Here is a 17,844-nt window from a genome sequence, read left to right as displayed (position 1 = left end):
CCGCGTGCCTTTCAGGAACACGACATAATTGCGCCCGTCCCGCTGCGCCTCAAATCGTTCGGCCCCAAACATATGAGGGGCCGGCTGGGCACCACAGCCGGAGATCAACAGGGTAAGAATGGGAAGCGTTATCCAGAGTGTCATGAAAGCAGCCTTGCAAAGCAAGGTTAACAATCCCTGAACAATTTTTAAGAACGCCCAGCGCCCCGAACAAAGCCTGCCGCGATCGCCAGACCGGGCACCGGCTGCCTGCGGTGCGCCCCAGGTCGGCAGCAGGCGAAAAGAACCAGTCTAGCTGGTGCCATCAGGGGCACGGCAATCCTCTGGTTTCATCTCACGCACCACCTCACAGATTTCGGATTTCCGCAGCGGCTTGGTCATGAAACGGTCCATACCGGCCGCCAGGATCCCCGTTTCATCCCCCTGCATCGCATGGGCTGTCAGTGCGACAATCGGCACCGCAGGCAGGTTTTCGGCCTTTTCCTGCGCCCGTATCGCAGCCGTCGCCTCTTTTCCGTCCATGCCCGGCATCGAGATATCCATGAAGATCAGATCCGGCCGGATCTGCTGCCAAAGGGCCACCGCCTCATGGCCATTCGCCGCGAAATGCAGATCGATATCCAGATCCCGCACCATTTTCTGCAAAACCAGCTGATTCGTCCGATTATCCTCGGCGGCCAGAATGCGCATCGCCCGCAGACCCGGCGCCTTTTCAGCCGGAGGCAGGGGAGTGGCCTCTTGCTCGGGCGTGGGATTGGTCAGGTTCGTCAGCTGCCGATAAAGCTCTGCCCGCAGAACAGGCTTTTGCAAAATTGCGTCGAAGTGATCGGCCCCGGCCCCGCGCAGCCTCACGATATTCGAGGATAGCAGCACCATCGGGCGAACATAGCCGATGTCGCGCAGCCGCTGCCCCAGATCCAGCCCATCCATACCCGGCATATCGTGGTCAATCAGCACCACATCCGGATCTGCGCCCTTTTGCACCTCGGCCAGCGCATCAGCACCAGAACGGCTGAGCAAAATCTCAATCCCGCAGGGGGCCAGCTGACGCTCCAATATCGTGCGATTGATAAACTGATCATCAACAACCATCGCCGAGGTGATGCCAACAGGCATGCGTGCAGGCACACTGTCTTCGGCCAGCGGCAACGAAAGACGAAACCCGAAGACAGAGCCTTTGCCGTGTTCACTGTCGACCCAGACCGCACCGCCCATCCGCTCGACCAGGCGGCGCGTGATCGCAAGCCCCAGGCCTGTCCCTTCGAATTTTCGGTTCTGCTCGTCATCCACCTGATAAAATTCACCAAAAACATGGTCGAGCAGGCTGTTCGGAATGCCTATTCCGGTGTCTTCAACCGTGACATGCAGCTGATGGCAGCCGTTTTCGACCTCCATCCCCACCACACGGGTCAGGACATGCCCCTTTTCGGTAAACTTGACGGCATTTCCGATCAGATTGGTCAGCACCTGCCGCAGCCGCCCCGGATCCCCGGTAAAACGCGTAGGCAGGAACACGTCATAATCAATCATCAGATCAATGCCCTTTTCGCCCGCGCGGGGCTGCAAGAGCATGACGACCTCATGGATCGTGCGTTCGAGATCGAAGTCTACCGGATGCAGCGTCAGCCGCTCGGCCTCAATCTTGGAATAGTCCAGGATGTCGTTAATGATGACCAGCAGCGCCTCGCCGGAAGAGCGGATCGTCTCGGCGAAAAGCCGTTGCTCATCCGACAGTATCGTATCGCAAAGCAGTTCGGCCATGCCCACGACGCCATTCATTGGCGTGCGAATCTCATGCGACATATTGGCGAGAAAGGCAGATTTCGCCCGATTGGCCGATTCCGCCGCCAGTCGCGCCGCCTCAAGCGCGACGGCCTGTTCGCGCAGATGGGTGATGTCAACGCGCAGACCCACCCGGCCGCCATCGGGCGTTTCTTTGTCGATCGAGCGCAGCCAGCGCCCGTCTTTCAGCTGATGTTCCCCCTCGGCCGCCTGGCCGCGATGCTCTTGCAGGCGGGCGCTGATCCAGGCCTCTTCGCGGCCCTGCGCCTCGGGGTATTCGCCATGTGAAAGGCCGTAGCGCAGGATTTCCTCAAAAGAGATGCCAGGGTTCATCACGGGGGCCGACGTCTGATAAATGTCGCGGTAGCTTTGATTGCAGATCACCATTCTGTCCTCGCTGTCGAACAGCACGAAGCCGTCGGGAATTGCCTCAACTGCGGCCCATATCCGCATTTGTTGTGTAATATCAGAGATCTGGCAGATCATCTCACCAGAGCGGATGCCGCGTGAGGTCAGGCGGATCCAGCCGCCCTCCCCCTCTTGCAGGAAGATATCCGAGCGCAGGGCCGTCGAAGAGCCGCCTGTCTCGCGCAGCCATCCCGCGAAATCGGGATCGCCGCTGCGGATCAGGCCATTGCGATCCGCAGCGTCCAGGATGGCAGAGATCGGCTGGCCAATAGCATGATCGTCTGTGCCCAGGGCCCGGCGAAAGGCCCGATTGGCCGCAATCAGCCCCCCCTGGCGATCAAAAAGCGCCAGCCCATCGTGCAGGGCATCGGCTGCGGCCCAGAAATCACCGCTTGTGTCACTGTCGGGGCCAGCCTCGGCATCGGTCTGCGCCTGAGATTGCCCTTCGTCGGGCCTATCGGACATGGACATCCGGGGCCGCGCCGCTTCTGGAAGCGGGTCAGTTGGTGGCAACAGAGGTTGGGGCGCCGGTTCCTGCCGCGCCAGGGCCTCTGGCGGCGGCACATCGGGGACAACAGCTTCCGCAGGCTCTGCCCGTAAAGGTGCTGCCCGCAAAGGTGCTGCCCGCAAAGGTTCAGACTGCGCAGATGCTGACTGTGCAGCTTCTGGCTGCGCAGCAAAGGTCGCGGGGGGCTGGCCGCTGAGGACGTCATCCGCAAGGGCCGCCGCGCCACCCGTATCGCCACCATCGAAATCGCCCGCCTGCCCCCCCCGGTCGCGCCCTGCCGCCCGTGCCGCCGTGCCTGCATGCCCGACATCGGCGCCGCTTTGGCTGATTTCGGCCCGTCTTTGCCCTGCCACGCGGCGCATCATATCCCGATTCTGTCTGGCGAGCCGCTCTTCCGCACTGGCCAACTCACGGGTGCGAAATTCCAGCAGCCTTTCCGCCGCCAGTCGCGCCCGCAGTTCCAGAGCCAGTCTTTCCGCCAGTTCCATTGCCGCTGGATTCTCCTGCTGCGGATCGGATATCTGCGCCAGCTTCGCCGTTCAAAGTGAAGCCCAGGTTAATTTCGCCCGGAAAAACACCCTTTCCCCGCCCCCGAGGTCAGGATTCCCATCCCTCGGCGCTGGTCCCGGCTCTTGCCCGAACACGGGCCGCATGCGAGACTGCGCTGCACAAATCACAGGCAATTCCGGGGTGAGAAAAATGCGCAGATTGATGACGGCCATGGTGACGGCCCTGGCCCTGGCGATGCCTGCCAGCGCCTGGTCACAAGAGCTGATCCCCGCGCGGCGCTCGGTTGTTATGTCCGGCTCGGATCTGCCCGGCGGCGATATCGGCTCGGTCTATGACACCAATATCTCTGCCTGTGAGCGGGCCTGCTTTACCAATACACAATGTGAGGCCTGGACCTTCAATCAGCGCAATGGCAGCTGTTTTCTGAAGGCCAATCCGGATGCGCCGCAGGATTTCGCCAATGCCGTTTCCGCCTGGGTTGTCGCCTCTGCCCCGGGGGCCGAAGCCCTGGCAAAGACCCGCCGCGCCGAGTTGGGTTTCGTGGATGATTCGTCCTTCGGAACCGCGCAGGACACTGCGACCAATATCGGCCGCACCTACCCAACCGGAAATCTGGGCGCAGATGAATGGCTGAGCCTCGCGGGCGAATCCGAAAACAACGGCAATATCGAACAGTCAGTCGCGCAGACCGGCGCGGCACTGGCGATCCTGGATGATGGCGCGACCTGGGCCGAATATGCGCGCCGCGCCGCCGAAACGGCGGATTTGCCCAACCAGGACAATCGCTCCTGGTATCAGCAGCAGGCCTATTACGCCTCGCTGAACGCCTATCTTCGCACCGAAAGCGCCGCGCAGCGCCACTCGATTCTGGTGCAGCTTGCCCAGGTGCAGGAGCAGATGGGCCTCGGCCGCGACATGATCCCGGTGCTGCGCCTCGCGCAATCGCTGCAAGAGCGCAGCGATACCGAGGCCATGCTGGATGACGCGATCAGCAAATATGGCTTCCGCATCGCCGAGCATCAGGTCGAATCCGATCTGGCCCGCCCCCGTATCTGCGCGGTCTTCAGCGATGATCTGAAGCCGACCGGCGTCGATTACGGCGATTACGTGCGCCTGCCCGCAGGCGGCACCGCCGTCGAGCTGTCAGATTCGCGCCGTCTGTGCGTCACCGGCCTGACCCATGGCGAGCGTTACAGCCTGACCTTCCGCGAGGGTCTGCCCGCCAATGACGGCCAGACCCTGGCGAAGGATATCGAGATCACCGCCTATGTCGGTGACCGCACCGCCGCCGTACGCTTCCCCGGGCGTGGCTATGTGCTGCCCAAAGCAGGCGATGCCGCGCTGCCGGTGGAAACCGTCAATATCGACAGCCTCGATCTTGAGTTGTTCCGCATCACCGACCGCAACATGCTGCGGGCCATTCAGAACAATTACTTCGGCACCCCCATCGATTATTACGATGAATATTCCTTTGACGGCGATATCGGCGAGAAGGTCTGGAACGGCACCGCCTCGATGAAGATCGAGGTGAACAAGGATGTCACCACCCGCCTGCCGATGGCAGAGGCGCTGGCAGGCCGCGAAGCCGGGATCTACGCGCTTCGTGCGGCTGTGCCGGGCAAAGAGGGCTACGATTCCGCGCCCGCATGGCAGTGGTTCGTGGTCTCTGACCTGGGCCTGACCACCATGTCCGGCATCGACGGGCTGCATGTCTTTGTGCGCAGCCTGGGCACGGCCGGGCCCAAAGAGGGGGTGACGGTTGAACTGCTGAACCGCGCCAATTCGCCGCTTGGCCGCGCCACCACCGATGCCGAGGGCTATGCCCGCTTTGACGCCGGTCTGATGCGCGGCACGGGCGGGGCTTCGCCCTCGCTGATCGTGGTGCGCGATGGCGAGACCGATATCTCATTCCTGTCGCTGACCGACCCGGAATTTGACCTGTCCGACCGTGGCGTCGAGGGGCGCGAGCCCGCTCCCCCGGTCGATGTATTCCTGACCACCGAGCGTGGGGCCTACCGCGCTGGCGAGACCGTCTATGCCACCGCGATTGCGCGTGATCCGAAGGCCGAGGCCGTCACCGGCCTGCCGCTGACCGCCATCCTGTCGCGCCCTGACGGGGTCGAGCATTCGCGCCAGCTGCTGAGTGATGCAGGCGCGGGCGGCTATGTGTTCGAGCTGCCCATCGCAGGCTCGGCGCCGCGGGGCACCTGGTCGCTGGCGATCTTTGCCGATACCGAAGGCCAGGCGCTGCGCCGCACCACCTTCCTTGTGGAAGATTTCCTGCCCGAGCGGATCGACTTCACCCTTGATGCGGGCGAAGAGGATCTGACGCTGGCCTATCCGATCATGAATGTCTCGCTGCAGGCCAAGTACCTCTTTGGGGCGCCCGCAGCCGATATGGCGGTTGAAAGCGAGATCTATCTGCGCGCCGCAAACGGGCTGAAAGCCTGGCCTGGCTATATCTTTGGCCGCTATGACCAGCCCTTCAGCACCGTGATGCAGGGGAACGCCCCCACTCAGACCGACAGTGAAGGCAATGCCGAACTGGACCCCGGTCTGCCAGAAATCAGCGAAGAGGCAGGCGACCGCCCGCTGACTGCCACCCTGGTTGTGCGCGTGGCCGAAGGCTCTGGCCGCCCGGTCGAGCGGCGCGTGGAAAAGCTGGTCACCCCTGCCCGCGCGATGATCGGCGTAAAGCCGGAATTTGACGGCGTGGTTGGCCGTGGCCAGGAGGCCCGCTTCCTGCTGCAAGGCGTTGGTGCAGACCAGAAGCCCGCCGCAATGCAGGTGAAATGGACCCTGACCCGCGTCGAGAATGACTGGCAGTGGTATCAAAGCTATGGCAGCTGGTATTGGGAGCCGGTCACCAACCGCACCCCCATCGCCGAGGGCGAGGCCACGCTGGGCGGTGCCGATCCGGTGGCCATCTCGGCCGCAGTCGACTGGGGCAATTATGAGCTGAAGGTCGAGCGTATCGACGGCGTCACCACCGAAACCTCGACCGAGTTCTGGGCCGGCTGGTATGCGCCTGCAGACGCCACCGCGACCCCCGACACGCTTGAACTGTCGCTGGACCAGCCCGCCTATAAATCGGGTGATACCGCCGAGCTGCGCATCGTGCCGCGTGCCGCTGGCACCGCGCTGATCACCGTGCTTTCCAACCGGCTGATCCATATGGAGGCGGTCGAGGTCAAAGAGGGCGAGAATGTCATCCCGCTGAATGTGACCGATGAATGGGGTGCGGGCGTCTATGTCACCGCCTCGGTGCTGCGTCCGATGGATGTGGCCGCCGGGCGGGTGCCGTCGCGGGCGCTTGGCCTGTCCTATGCCTCGGTCGATCCGGGCAAACGCGCCCTGACCACCACGATCGAAGTCGCAGATGAGGTTGATCCGCGCGGCCCTATGGATGTCGCCGTCAAGGTCGAGGGCGTCGAGCCCGGCGAGACCGCCTATGTCACCATCGCCGCAGTCGATGAGGGCATTCTGAACCTGACGGGCTTCAAAGCCCCTGATCCGAAAGGGCATTTCTTTGGTCAGCGCAAGCTGGGCATCGGCATCCACGACGTCTATGGCCGTCTGATCGACGGGCTGAACGGGGCCGAGGGCGAGGTGCGCTCGGGCGGGGATGCGGCCGCCCAGGCGCGTCTGCAAACGCCGCCCCCCACCGAAGAGCTGGTCGCTTACTTCACCGGCCCGGTCACGGTTGATGCCGATGGCTATGCGCGGACGACCTTCCAGCTGCCTTCGTTCAACGGCTCGGTCAAGGTGATGGCGCTGGCCTGGTCAAAGACCGGGGTCGGCCAGGCCGACAAAAACGTGCTGGTGCGCGATCCGGTGGTGGTCACCGCCTCGCTGCCGCGCTTCCTGGCGCCTGGCGACCAAAGCCGCCTGCTCCTGGAAATCGTTCATGCCAGCGGCCCCTCGGGCGAAATGAAGCTGGCGGTTGCCTCGGATGATCTGACGCTGGGCGAGCTGCCCGCGACAGTGACCCTGGCCGACAAAGGCAAGGCCGAGTTCAGCGTCGAGGTGATCGCAGGCGGGGTTGGTGTCTCTGACATCAGCGTCACCCTGACCACCCCCGACGGCAAAGAGCTGGTGAAGGGTCTGAAAATCCCGGTCCAGGTCAATGACCCCGAGATCGCCAAAATCTCGCGCTTTGATCTGAAAGCGGGCGAAAGCTTCACCTTCGACGAGGCTGTCTTTGCCGATATGGTGCGCGGCACCGGCAAGTCGGTGATGGCCATTGGCCCGCTGGCACGGCTGAATGCGCCGGGTCTGCTGGCGTCGCTTGACCGCTATCCCTATGGCTGCACCGAGCAGATGACCTCGCGCGCGATGCCGCTGATCTACTTCGATCAGGTGGCGCGGGCGATGGATCTGGAACACGCCGACAATATCCAGAAACGCATCGACGAGGCGGTGTCTGAAATCCTGATGAACCAGGGTTCGGGCGGCGGATTTGGCCTCTGGGGGCCGTCCTCGGGCGATCTGTGGCTGGATGCCTATGTGACCGACTTCCTCAGCCGGGCACGGGCGCAGGGCTACGCGGTGCCGGATCTGGCCTTCCGCAACGCGCTGTCCAACCTGCGCAATCGGGTGAATTATGCGGCGAATTTCGACGCTGAAACCCGCGATGGCGGCACCGATCTGGCCTATGCGCTGATGGTTCTGGCCCGTGAAGGGGCGGCAGCCATCGGGGATCTGCGCTATTACGCCGATGTGAAGGGCGATGATTTCGCAACGCCGCTGGCCCAGGCCCAGATCGGCGCGGCGCTGGCCTCTTACGGCGATCAGGCACGGGCGGATGCGATGTTCCGCAAAGCAGGCGCACGTGTTCTGGCGCTGCCGGGCGACGATCCGGCCCAGGTTCTGCGGGCCGATTACGGCACCACCTACCGCGACAGCGCCGCGATCCTGACCCTTGCCGTTGAGGCAGGCAGCACCGCGATCAACCGCGAAGAGCTGGTGAACCGCATCGCACTGCGTCAGGGTCACCTCTCGACCCAGGAAGCGACCTGGGCGCTGATGGCCACCAATGCGCTGATCGACGCGCCGGATGTCTCGGGCGTCACCATCGACGGCCAGGCGGCCAGCGGCCCACTGGTCAGGGTGCTCGAGGATGGCTCTGCCCCGGTCGTGGTGAAAAATGACGGCCAGGACACCTATCTGACCGTCACCACCTTTGGCGTCCCCGCCGAGGCGGAACCGGCCGGCGGCAATGGCTATGCGATCACCCGCAACTACTACACCCTCGATGGCGAGGCCGTCGGCCTGGATGGGGTGGTCACCGGCAACCGCTATGTCGTAGAGCTTGAGGTCACGCCATGGGACTATTCTGAGGGCCGTCTGATCATCGCAGACCCGCTGCCCGCAGGATTTGAGATCGACAACCCGAACCTGATCTCGGGCGGCGATACGGCGCAGCTGGCCTGGCTGAACGCACTTGGCCAGACCGCCCATTCCGAGTTCCGTCAGGACCGCTTCATCACCCAGGTGGACTGGTCTTCGCGCGAAAGCTTCCGTGTGGCCTATATCGTGCGGGCGATCAGCCCGGGCAATTACCACCACCCGGCGGCCTCGGTCGAGGATATGTATCGGCCTGACTACCGCGCCCGCACCGGCACCGGCAGGCTGACTGTCAGCGCCGAGTGACCCAGGTGCGGTCACGCTGGATCTTTTCCATGGCGGCGGGCCTCTGGCTTGCCGCCATGGGCCGCGACGGGTTCGACGCCTGGATAGACGCGACCACCCTGCCCCCCCTGAGCATCGCCACCTCGGTTGAGGTCAATGACCGCGATGGCGATCTGTTGCGGGCCTATACCGTGGCCGACGGGCGCTGGCGCCTGCAGGCCGATCTCGACAGGGTCGACCCGCGCTATATCGAAATGCTGCTGAATTATGAGGATCGCCGCTTCCGCGAGCATGGCGGCGTCGACCTGCGGGCAATGGCGCGAGCCATAGTGCAGGCCGCACGCTCTGGGCGCGTGGTCTCTGGCGGCTCGACGCTGACCATGCAGGTGGCGCGCCTTTTGGAAGAGGGCACCACCGGCCAGATGGGCGGCAAACTGCGCCAGATGCGCGTCGCGCTGAAGCTGGAGCGAGAGCTGTCCAAGGATCAGATCCTGCAGCTTTATCTGTTGCTTGCGCCTTTTGGCGGCAATCTTGAGGGGGTTCGCGCCGCCTCGCTGTCTTATTTCGGCAAAGAGCCGGGCCGCCTGACCCCCGCAGAGGCCGCGCTGCTGGTGGCGATCCCGCAAAGCCCTGAAAGCCGCCGCCCCGACCGTGCCGCCGACCGCGCCGAGGCCGCGCGTGACCGCGTTCTCAGCCGCGCCGTGCGCTTCGGCCTGATCGAGCCCGAAGAGGCCCAGGCCGCCCTGACCGAGAAAGTGCCCGGCCTGCGCAAGCCCTTCCCCGCCTTCGCGCCGCATCTGGCCGACCGGGCGCGGGCCGCAAATCCCGCCATTGGCAGCCATCGGCTGACGCTGGATCTGGATCTGCAAAAGCGGCTGGAAACCCTGGCCGCCCAGGTGGTCGAGGCCCGCGGTGCCCAGATCCAGATTGCGATCCTGGTGGCCGATCACCGCTCTGGCGAGATCCTGGCCTCGGTCGGCTCGGCGGGGTTCCAGGATGACGGGCGGCAGGGTTTCGTCGATATGACCCAGGCGCTGCGCTCACCCGGCTCGACGCTGAAGCCGCTGGTCTATGCGCTGGCCTTTGACGAGGGCCTGGCCCATCCCGAGACCATGGTCGAGGACCGCCCCACCTCTTTTGGCAATTACGCGCCGCAGAATTTCGACCGCCAGTATCGCGGCGAGATCCGCCTGCGTGAGGCCTTGCAGCTGTCGCTGAACATCCCCGTCGTGGCGCTGACCGATGCGATTGGCCCGGCAAAGCTGATCTCGGCCATGGGCAAGGCGGGGATGAAATACCGCATTCCGGGCGGTCAGCCGGGTCTGGCGGTCAGCCTTGGCGGGGTTGGAGTCAGCCTGCAGGATCTGGTGCAGCTTTATGCGGCGCTGGCGCGCGGCGGTGTGATGCTGCCTCTGCGCTGGCAGCTGACGGATGAGGCGGCAGATGCGCAGATCGGCGGCAGTCGCGTCGTCTCAGCGGTGGCGGCCTGGCAGGTGGGCGATATTCTGGCGGGGCTGGCGCCGCCGCCCGGGGCACCCGCGAATCGGCTGGCCTATAAGACCGGCACCTCTTACGGCCACCGCGATGCCTGGGCGATCGGGTATGACGGCCGCCATGTGATCGGCGTCTGGATGGGCCGCGCCGATGGCACGCCGGTGCCCGGGGCCTTTGGGGCCGATACCGCAGCCCCCGTGCTGTTCCAGGCCTTCTCGCGGCTGAAACCCAGCCTTGACCCGCAGCCCGCGCCCCCTGCGGCCACGCTGATGGTGGCCAATCGCCAGCTGCCGCCGCCCCTGCAGAAATTCCGCCCCCGCAATGCCGCCTTTATGGTCGTAAACGCGCCGAAGGTCGATTTCCCGCCTGACGGGGCCGAGGTTGAGCTGCTGGCCTCTGGCCTGAAGGTCAAGGTCTCGGGCGGCACCGGGCCTTTCACCTGGCTGATCGACGGCACGCCTCTGGCCGTCGCGCTGCGCGACCGTGAGGCGCTGCTGGCCCTGTCAGAGCGCGGCTTCGTCACCCTGAGCGTGATCGACGCCGAGGGCCGTGCGGCCCGCTCGCGCGTGCGCCTGTGGTAATGGCGCGGACAGTCGCGCAGCTGGCCCTGCCCCATTCGCGCCAATGCCCTCCGGGTCTGTCGCCTTAGCCGCCGGCCCAAACCCGACACGCGCATCAGGTAATATGCGCCATCAATCTGCCCCGGTCGGGCCTCAGCCCGCCTCAGGCAAAAGCGGCACCCTGCCCTGATCGGTCAGCAAGAACACCTCGCGCCCCTCAATGGCTACCGCCGTCAGCGGCCCGCCATAGGCCGCCGAGCTGTCAATATCGACGCGGTTTCCGAAATGGGTCGGCTGGTCCAGCGCGGTATGACCATGCACAATCAGCGGCCCATGATCGCGGCTGTCATCGAGAAAGCCCTTGCGGATCCAGACCAGATCATCCTCGGCCTGGTCCTGCAGCGCGATGCCGGGACGGATGCCCGCATGCACAAAGAACACATCGCCACGCAAAAGGCTGGTGGGTCGCGCCTCAAGAAACGCCAGATGTGCCGGGTCCACGGCGGCCAGCGCGTCACGATGCACCACCTCGACCGGGCGGTCAGCGGCGTTTCGCACCCCGTAAGAGCGCAGCGTCGCAGCCCCGCCCACCGCCGGATGCAGCCAGGTATAGGGGCGCGACAGGCCGGGATCAGACCACCAGGGATCGCCGATGAAGCGGTTGAAAAGACGGTCATGATTGCCCTTCAGCACCACCCAGTCCTCACCACGCTCAATGCCGTTTTTCAGCCATTCGATCACGCCGCGACTGTCGGGCCCGCGATCCGGCAGGTCGCCCAGATGGATCACCGGGGCCGCGCCATGCTGCGCCATATCACGGGCGATACGCTCATGCGCCCGCTGCAGCAGGTCGAGATGGCCATGGATATCGCCGATTGCATAGCTGCGCATAATGCTCTCCTTCGTCGCTGCCGCGGGACGCGCCAGCTATTGTGCTGCAGCCGCGGTTGCGGCAAGGCTATGCCTGTAGCCCCCTGGCCGCAACTGAATGGCCCCGCGACCCCCCGCATAATCGCAAGGAGTGTTTGCGCTAACACAGCTCTGGGCGTAAGGGGAATGCAGCATATTTTCAGGAGGCTCAGATGGCACTGGCAGAAATCGGTCTGGTCGGGCTCGGCGTGATGGGCGCAGCGCTCGCGCTGAACATCGCGGAAAAAGGACATCGCATCGCGGTCTGGAACCGCAGCTTTGACGTGACAGAGAAATTCGCGGCAGGCGCAGGCGAACTGGCCGCGCGGATCACCGCCACCCAGGGGCTGAAAGATCTGGTCGCCGCCATCGCAGAGCCGCGTGCCATCATCCTGATGGTGCCCGCAGGCGAGCCAGTCGATGAGATGATCGCAGCATTGCGCCCGCTTTTGGGCCAGAATGATCTGATCATCGACGCAGGCAACGCGAATTTCCACGATACCGAGCGTCGCTCGGCCGAGGCCGAAGCCAAAGGCGTCCCCTTCATCGGCATGGGCGTCTCGGGCGGCGAGGAAGGGGCGCGTCACGGCCCGGCAATCATGGGCGGCGGCCCGCGTGAGGCATGGAACCGCGTCGCCCCGATCATGGAGGCGATTGCCGCCAAACACGAAGGCACACCCTGCGCCACCTGGATGGGCCCGGCGGGCGCAGGCCATTTCGTGAAAACCGTCCACAACGGCATCGAATATGCCGATATGCAAATGATCGCAGAGGCTTACGGGCTGATGCGTGACGGCATGGGCCTTAGCGCCGCCGAAATCGCCCCGGTGTTCGAGGCCTGGAACAAAGGCGCGCTGCGCTCTTACCTGATCGAGATCTCGGGCAAGGTTGCCCGCGCCACCGACCCGGCAACCGGGGCCGCGATGCTTGACGTGATCCTGGATGCGGCAGGCCAGAAGGGCACCGGCCGCTGGACCGCAATCGAGGCCCAGCACCTCGCCGCCCCCGTTCCGGTGATCGAGGCGGCCGTGATGGCCCGCAATGTCTCTTCAAGACTTGAAGAGCGCCGCGCGGGTGAGGCTGTTTTCGGCGCCGGGCCGCAGCCGCTGAACGATGCGCTCAGCCTCGCCGATATCGAAGGGGCGCTGATCGCGGGCAAAATCCTGTGCTATGCCCAGGGCTTCACCATGCTGGACGCGGCCTCGAAAACCTATGGCTGGGGCGTGCCGCTGCCCGAATGCGCAAAGGTCTGGCGCGAGGGCTGCATCATCCGCTCTGACATGCTCGACCATATGGCCCAGGCGCTGACCGAAGACCCGGCCCGCAACCTGATTCTGGCCCCCACCTTCACAGCCCTTCTGAAACAACATCATGAGGCCCTGCGCCGCGTGGTCGCCAATGCCGCACTGAAAGGCCACAGCCTGCCCGCCCTCTCGTCGGGTCTCGCCTGGTTCGACCTGATGCGCACCGCACGCGGCACCGCCAATATGCTGCAGGCCCAACGCGATTTCTTCGGCGCCCATGGGTTCGACCGCCTCGACGGCAAACCCATCCACCACGGCCCCTGGGGCAACCACGCATAAAACAAAAAAGGGAGCCAAAACGGCTCCCTTTTTAATTTCATCTGTCCTTAAATATCCCACGGGGGTGCGGGGGTGTGAAACCCCCGCCACCGCCGGCCAGATCACGCCACGTCAAAAACCAGCGGCTTGACCTGCTGGAACATGCCCGTGGCTTCCAGCGTCTCGACAACTTTCGTGTCAATCGGCGCATCCAGGTACAAAAGCGCAATCGCATCCTCGCCCACATTCGAGCGGCCCAGGGTAAAGTTTGCGATATTGACGTTGTTCTTGCCCATGGTCATGCCCAAAAGGCCAATGATTCCGGGCACATCCTCATTGGTGGTGTAAAGCATATGCGCCCCGATCTCGGCATCGATATTGATGCCCTTGATCTGGATAAAGCGCGGCTTCCCATCCGAGAACACCGTCCCCGCGACCGAGCGCTCGCGCTTGTCGGTCACCATCGTCACCTTGATATAGGCATCGAACGAGCCCGACTTGTCCTGACGCGTGGTCGAGATCTGGATGCCCTTGTCTTTGGCCACGCTGGGCGCCGACACCAGATTCACATCCGGGTTATGCGCCTTCAGCACACCCGCAATCACCGCCTGGTTCAGCGCGGGCAGGTTCATCTCGGCAACGCGACCGTCATAAAGGATGTTCACGGCCTTCACCGGCTCATCCGTCATCTGCCCGATGAATGACCCGATATGCGAGGCAAGCTGGATCCACGGCCCCATCACGGCGGCCTCTTCGGCGGTCACATTCGGCATGTTCAGCGCGTTCTGGACCGCACCCGTCAGCAGATAATCCGACATCTGCTCGGCCACCTGCAGCGCAACATTCTCCTGCGCCTCGGTGGTCGAGGCGCCCAGATGCGGGGTCACAACCACATTCGGCAGGTTGAAAAGCGGGCTTTCCGTCGCGGGCTCAACCTCAAAGACGTCAAAGGCCGCGCCTGCGACATGGCCGGATTTCAGCGCCTCGGCCAAAGCCGCCTCATCCACCAGGCCACCACGGGCGCAGTTGATGATCCGCACGCCTTTTTTGGTCTTGGCGATGTTTTCAGCGTTCAGAATGCCGCGGGTCTTGTCGGTCAGCGGCACATGCAGCGTGATGAAATCAGCCCGCGCCAGCAGCTCGTCCAGCTCGACCTTGGTCACGCCCAGCTGTTTCGCGCGCTCTTCCGAGAGGAAGGGGTCAAAAGCCACAACCTTCATCCGCAGCCCAACCGCGCGGTCGCAAACGATGCCGCCGATATTCCCGGCCCCGATCACGCCCAGGGTCTTGTTGAACAGCTCAACCCCCATGAACTTCGACTTTTCCCATTTTCCGGCATGGGTAGAGGCGCTGGCCTCAGGCAGCTGACGCGCCACCGCAAACATCATCGCAATCGCATGCTCAGCCGTGGTGACCGAGTTGCCGAAGGGCGTGTTCATCACGATCACGCCTTTTTTGGACGCCGCCGGAATATCGACATTGTCGACACCGATCCCGGCGCGGCCGACGACCTTCAGGTTGGTCGCCTCAGCCAGCAGCTTTTCGGTCACTTTGGTGGCCGAGCGGATCGCCAGACCGTCATATTGACCGATAATTTCGGCCAGCTTTTCTTTGTCCTTGCCGAGCTTCGGCATGTAATCAACCTCGACGCCACGGTCGCGGAAGATCTGGACGGCGGTTTCACTCAGTTCGTCGGATACGAGAACGCGGGGGGCCATTGCAGGGCTCCTTGAAATGAAATTCTGGGAAGAGGAAGGGGGCATCGCGCCCCCTTTGGAAAAGGATCAGGCCGGAACAGCCAGCGCCGCGATCTCGGCGTTGAAGGCATATTCGATCCAGGGCATCAGCGCTTTCACATCCGCCTGCTCAACCGTCGCGCCACACCAGATCCGCAGACCCGGAGGGGCGTCACGGTAAGCGCCTGCATCCAAAGCAACGCCTTCTTTTTCCAGCCGTTTCGCAACAGCCTTGGCGAAAGCCGCCCCATCGGTAATGCGCGGATCGGTGAATTTCACGCAAACGCTGGTGCAGGATGCCGTCGCCGGATCCACCGCCAGATTGGCGATCCAGGTCTTGTCTGCGATGAAGGTTTTCACCTCATCCGCATTGGCTTCCGAACGCCCGATCAGGCCCTTCAGCCCGCCGATGGTCTTCGCCCATTTCAGCGCCACCAGATAATCCTCAACGCAAAGCATCGAGGGCGTGTTGATGGTCTCGCCGACAAAGATCCCTTCCGAGATCTTGCCCTTCGAGGTCAGGCGGAAAATCTTCGGCAGCGGCCAGGCGGGGGTATAGGTCTCCAGCCGCTCGACAGCGCGGGGCGACAGGATCAGCACACCATGGCCACCCTCACCGCCCAGCACTTTTTGCCAGGAGAAGGTGGTCACATCCAGCTTGGCCCAGTCCATCTCCATCGCAAAAGCCGCCGAGGTGGCGTCGCAGATGGTCAGACCTTCACGATCCGCCGGGATCACATCGGCATTCGGCAGACGCACGCCCGAGGTGGTGCCATTCCAGGTGAAAACCACGTCTTTGTTGAAATCAACCTGCGTGAAATCAACGATCTCGCCGTAGAGCGCCTTGCGTACCGTCGCATCCAGTTTCAGCTGTTTGACGACATCGGTCACCCAGCCTTCGCCAAACGATTCCCAGGCCAGCATTTCAACCGGACGTGCGCCCAGCAGCGACCAAAGCGCCATCTCAACCGCGCCGGTGTCCGAGGCGGGGACGATCCCGATGCGGTAATCCGCGGGAACGCCAAGAATTTCACGGGTAAGGTCAATCGCCTCTTTCAGCTTTGCCTTGCCAACAGTGGCACGGTGCGAGCGGCCCAGCGGCGCATCAGCAAGCATATCGAGGGAGAAACCAGGGATCTTCGCGCAAGGGCCCGAAGAAAAACGCGGATTGACCGGGCGCGTTGCCGGGGCGGTGAGTGCCATATCTGGTATCCTTACAGATAAATGCCTCTCGTTGGGGAGAGGTGTCCCACCGCCGAGATTACTCGCACCCTGAAAATACTGCAAGAAAAAAAGAAACTTACTTTGCTCCGTTTGCGGGAACAGGAGAGAAAAGACAGAACAAACCAAATACTACACAGAAAAATCCGCACAAAATCCGCACAAAATGTTCCAGCCGTGTTCCTGATACGGCCCGGAATGTTCTCTCGGGTCTGCGGCGCATTTCCTCACATAGTCCGCTGCTGGAGCGCTTGATTCGTGGTGTGATCGCATGAGCCACGCCGCGACCAACTGGGCGATCAGGCAGCGCGGGCTTAAGCCTGCGGCGAAGATTGTCCTCTGGCATCTTGCCGACCGCCACAATGGCGATACAGGCCAGTGCAACCCAAAGCAGGAGCGCCTTGCGCAGGACTGCGAGATGTCGCGCTCCACGCTGAACCTGCACCTGAACGAACTGGAGCGGCTGGGGCTGATCAGGCGAATTGTGACCATTGACGGTGCTACCAAGCGGCAGCGCCCAACGGCCTATGTCCTGATCGGGTTTGAACGGGAAGCCGAGTCCGACAATCGGACACGGACCGCGTCCGGAAATAGGACACGGAAGCCGTGTCCGAAAAAGCCCGAAAGCCGTGTCCGAAACTCGGACACAAAGAACCCTGTAAAAGAACCTGGAAAACACGCGCGCGAAACCGGGGCGCCCAAACGTTCAATGCATCCGATCCCGGTCAGCGGTTCAGGTGCTGAGAATTGGAGCGCCTGGCTGAAGCGTTCCGATCACCCCCCAATCGATGAGCTGGCTGAGCGGGCAGAGCATGCCGGTGAGCCGGTCTGGCTCTTGCCGATCCGCAGCCCGCCGAGGGCGGGTGACAGGATCGAGGAAGGGATTGTGCTGCGATGGATCGAGGAACGGAGGAAGGCGCGATGACAGCCAAGGCAATGCGAATGCCGCGATTGGTCAGTGAGGAGGACGCGGCGGCAAGCGAGGTCATGTCGCTGCTGGCCGAGATGGTGGGGAAGCACGGCATGTCGCTTGGCGCGGTGCTGGCCGGGGCGCGGCGGGCCATCGGTCGGGTGCAGCGCGGCGATCCGGTCGCGGGTGTCGACCTCGCCGCCGCGCGGGTCGCCGGTCGGGCCTGACCCCGGGGGGTGGTCTTCGACTTTGGGCCTGAGGCGGGGACCGGCGCGGGGAGGCAAGCGCTAGAGAGCGGTTAAATAGGCTTTTTCAATAAGTTACGCTATGGATAAGGGGCAGATTGCTATGTCGAGTGTCAGGAAATTGGCGAAAAACAATGCGACGATGGAGGATCTTCCTCCGCTTGATCGCTATCGGGCGGACGAAATTCTTGAGCCGAACGGGCCGATCTGGGGCCTTGCGCAGATCGCCGGCCGATTGGGCCTTTCGGTTGACACCGTCCGGGAGCTCGCCTCGCGAGAGGACACGCCCATCTATCGGCCGTCCGGAAAATATTTTGCCTGGTCTGCCGAACTGGATGCCTGGTTGCGCTCGAAATAATTTTTCAAAA

The 17,844-nt window shown here is 63.4% G+C and carries 11 protein-coding genes; 7 read left to right on the top strand and 4 right to left on the bottom strand.

Going from position 1 to position 17,844, the window contains the following annotated elements; all coding sequences use genetic code 11:
• Positions 1-291: 291 nt before the first annotated feature.
• On the bottom strand, positions 292-3,186 hold the full coding sequence (locus tag HOY34_RS04635) for a response regulator (RefSeq protein WP_253944208.1): 2,895 nt from the start codon (positions 3,184-3,186) through the stop codon (positions 292-294).
• A gap of 211 nt (positions 3,187-3,397) precedes the next feature.
• Here HOY34_RS04635 and HOY34_RS04630 point away from each other — a divergent pair, with 211 nt between their 5' ends.
• Positions 3,398-8,860, top strand: a complete 5,463-nt coding sequence (locus tag HOY34_RS04630; protein WP_253944207.1) for an alpha-2-macroglobulin family protein — start codon at positions 3,398-3,400, stop codon at positions 8,858-8,860.
• Positions 8,861-8,889: 29 nt separating this feature from the next.
• Entirely contained in the window at positions 8,890-10,914 is a 2,025-nt protein-coding gene (gene pbpC / locus HOY34_RS04625; protein WP_172360301.1) for a penicillin-binding protein 1C, read from the top strand.
• A 132-nt stretch (positions 10,915-11,046) separates the two neighbouring features.
• Here pbpC and HOY34_RS04620 read toward each other — a convergent pair whose 3' ends face one another.
• Positions 11,047-11,784, bottom strand: coding sequence for a metallophosphoesterase (locus HOY34_RS04620; RefSeq protein ID WP_172360299.1), 738 nt, complete (start codon positions 11,782-11,784; stop codon positions 11,047-11,049).
• 191 nt (positions 11,785-11,975) lie between these two features.
• Between HOY34_RS04620 and gnd the strand changes: the two genes are divergently transcribed.
• On the top strand, positions 11,976-13,385 hold the full coding sequence (gnd, locus tag HOY34_RS04615; protein WP_172360297.1) for an NADP-dependent phosphogluconate dehydrogenase: 1,410 nt from the start codon (positions 11,976-11,978) through the stop codon (positions 13,383-13,385).
• 101 nt (positions 13,386-13,486) lie between these two features.
• Here the strand turns inward: gnd and serA are convergent, their stop codons facing one another.
• Together serA and HOY34_RS04605 are read right to left on the bottom strand one after the other, a co-directional pair.
• The gene (gene serA / locus HOY34_RS04610) at positions 13,487-15,082 is read right to left on the bottom strand and encodes a phosphoglycerate dehydrogenase (RefSeq protein WP_172360295.1); all 1,596 of its coding nucleotides are present in this window, start codon (positions 15,080-15,082) and stop codon (positions 13,487-13,489) included.
• A gap of 66 nt (positions 15,083-15,148) precedes the next feature.
• A complete protein-coding gene (locus HOY34_RS04605; RefSeq protein WP_172360293.1) occupies positions 15,149-16,303 on the bottom strand; it encodes a phosphoserine transaminase in 1,155 nt (384 codons plus the stop codon).
• On the opposite strand from HOY34_RS04605, the gene HOY34_RS04600 reads away from it, so the two are divergent.
• The 4 genes from HOY34_RS04600 (at position 16,297) to HOY34_RS04585 (ending at position 17,834) form a co-directional block, all read left to right on the top strand.
• Positions 16,297-16,596, top strand: coding sequence for a hypothetical protein (locus HOY34_RS04600; RefSeq protein WP_172360292.1), 300 nt, complete (start codon positions 16,297-16,299; stop codon positions 16,594-16,596). The genes HOY34_RS04605 and HOY34_RS04600 overlap by 7 nt on opposite strands.
• Positions 16,593-17,246 carry a helix-turn-helix domain-containing protein gene (locus HOY34_RS04595; RefSeq protein WP_172360290.1) on the top strand — a complete coding sequence of 218 codons (654 nt, stop codon included), beginning with the start codon at positions 16,593-16,595 and terminating at the stop codon, positions 17,244-17,246. Before HOY34_RS04600 ends, HOY34_RS04595 begins: the two co-directional genes overlap by 4 nt.
• A gap of 26 nt (positions 17,247-17,272) precedes the next feature.
• Entirely contained in the window at positions 17,273-17,458 is a 186-nt protein-coding gene (locus HOY34_RS04590) for a hypothetical protein (RefSeq protein ID WP_172360288.1), read from the top strand.
• A 100-nt stretch (positions 17,459-17,558) separates the two neighbouring features.
• A complete protein-coding gene (locus HOY34_RS04585; RefSeq protein ID WP_253944206.1) occupies positions 17,559-17,834 on the top strand; it encodes a MerR family transcriptional regulator in 276 nt (91 codons plus the stop codon).
• The last annotated feature ends 10 nt before the right edge of the window (positions 17,835-17,844 follow it).

The sequence above is a fragment of the Pseudogemmobacter hezensis genome (genome assembly GCF_013155295.1).
In the GTDB taxonomy this organism is placed as follows: Bacteria; Pseudomonadota; Alphaproteobacteria; order Rhodobacterales; family Rhodobacteraceae; genus Pseudogemmobacter; species Pseudogemmobacter hezensis.
This window is presented reverse-complemented; position numbering and strand designations above follow the sequence as displayed.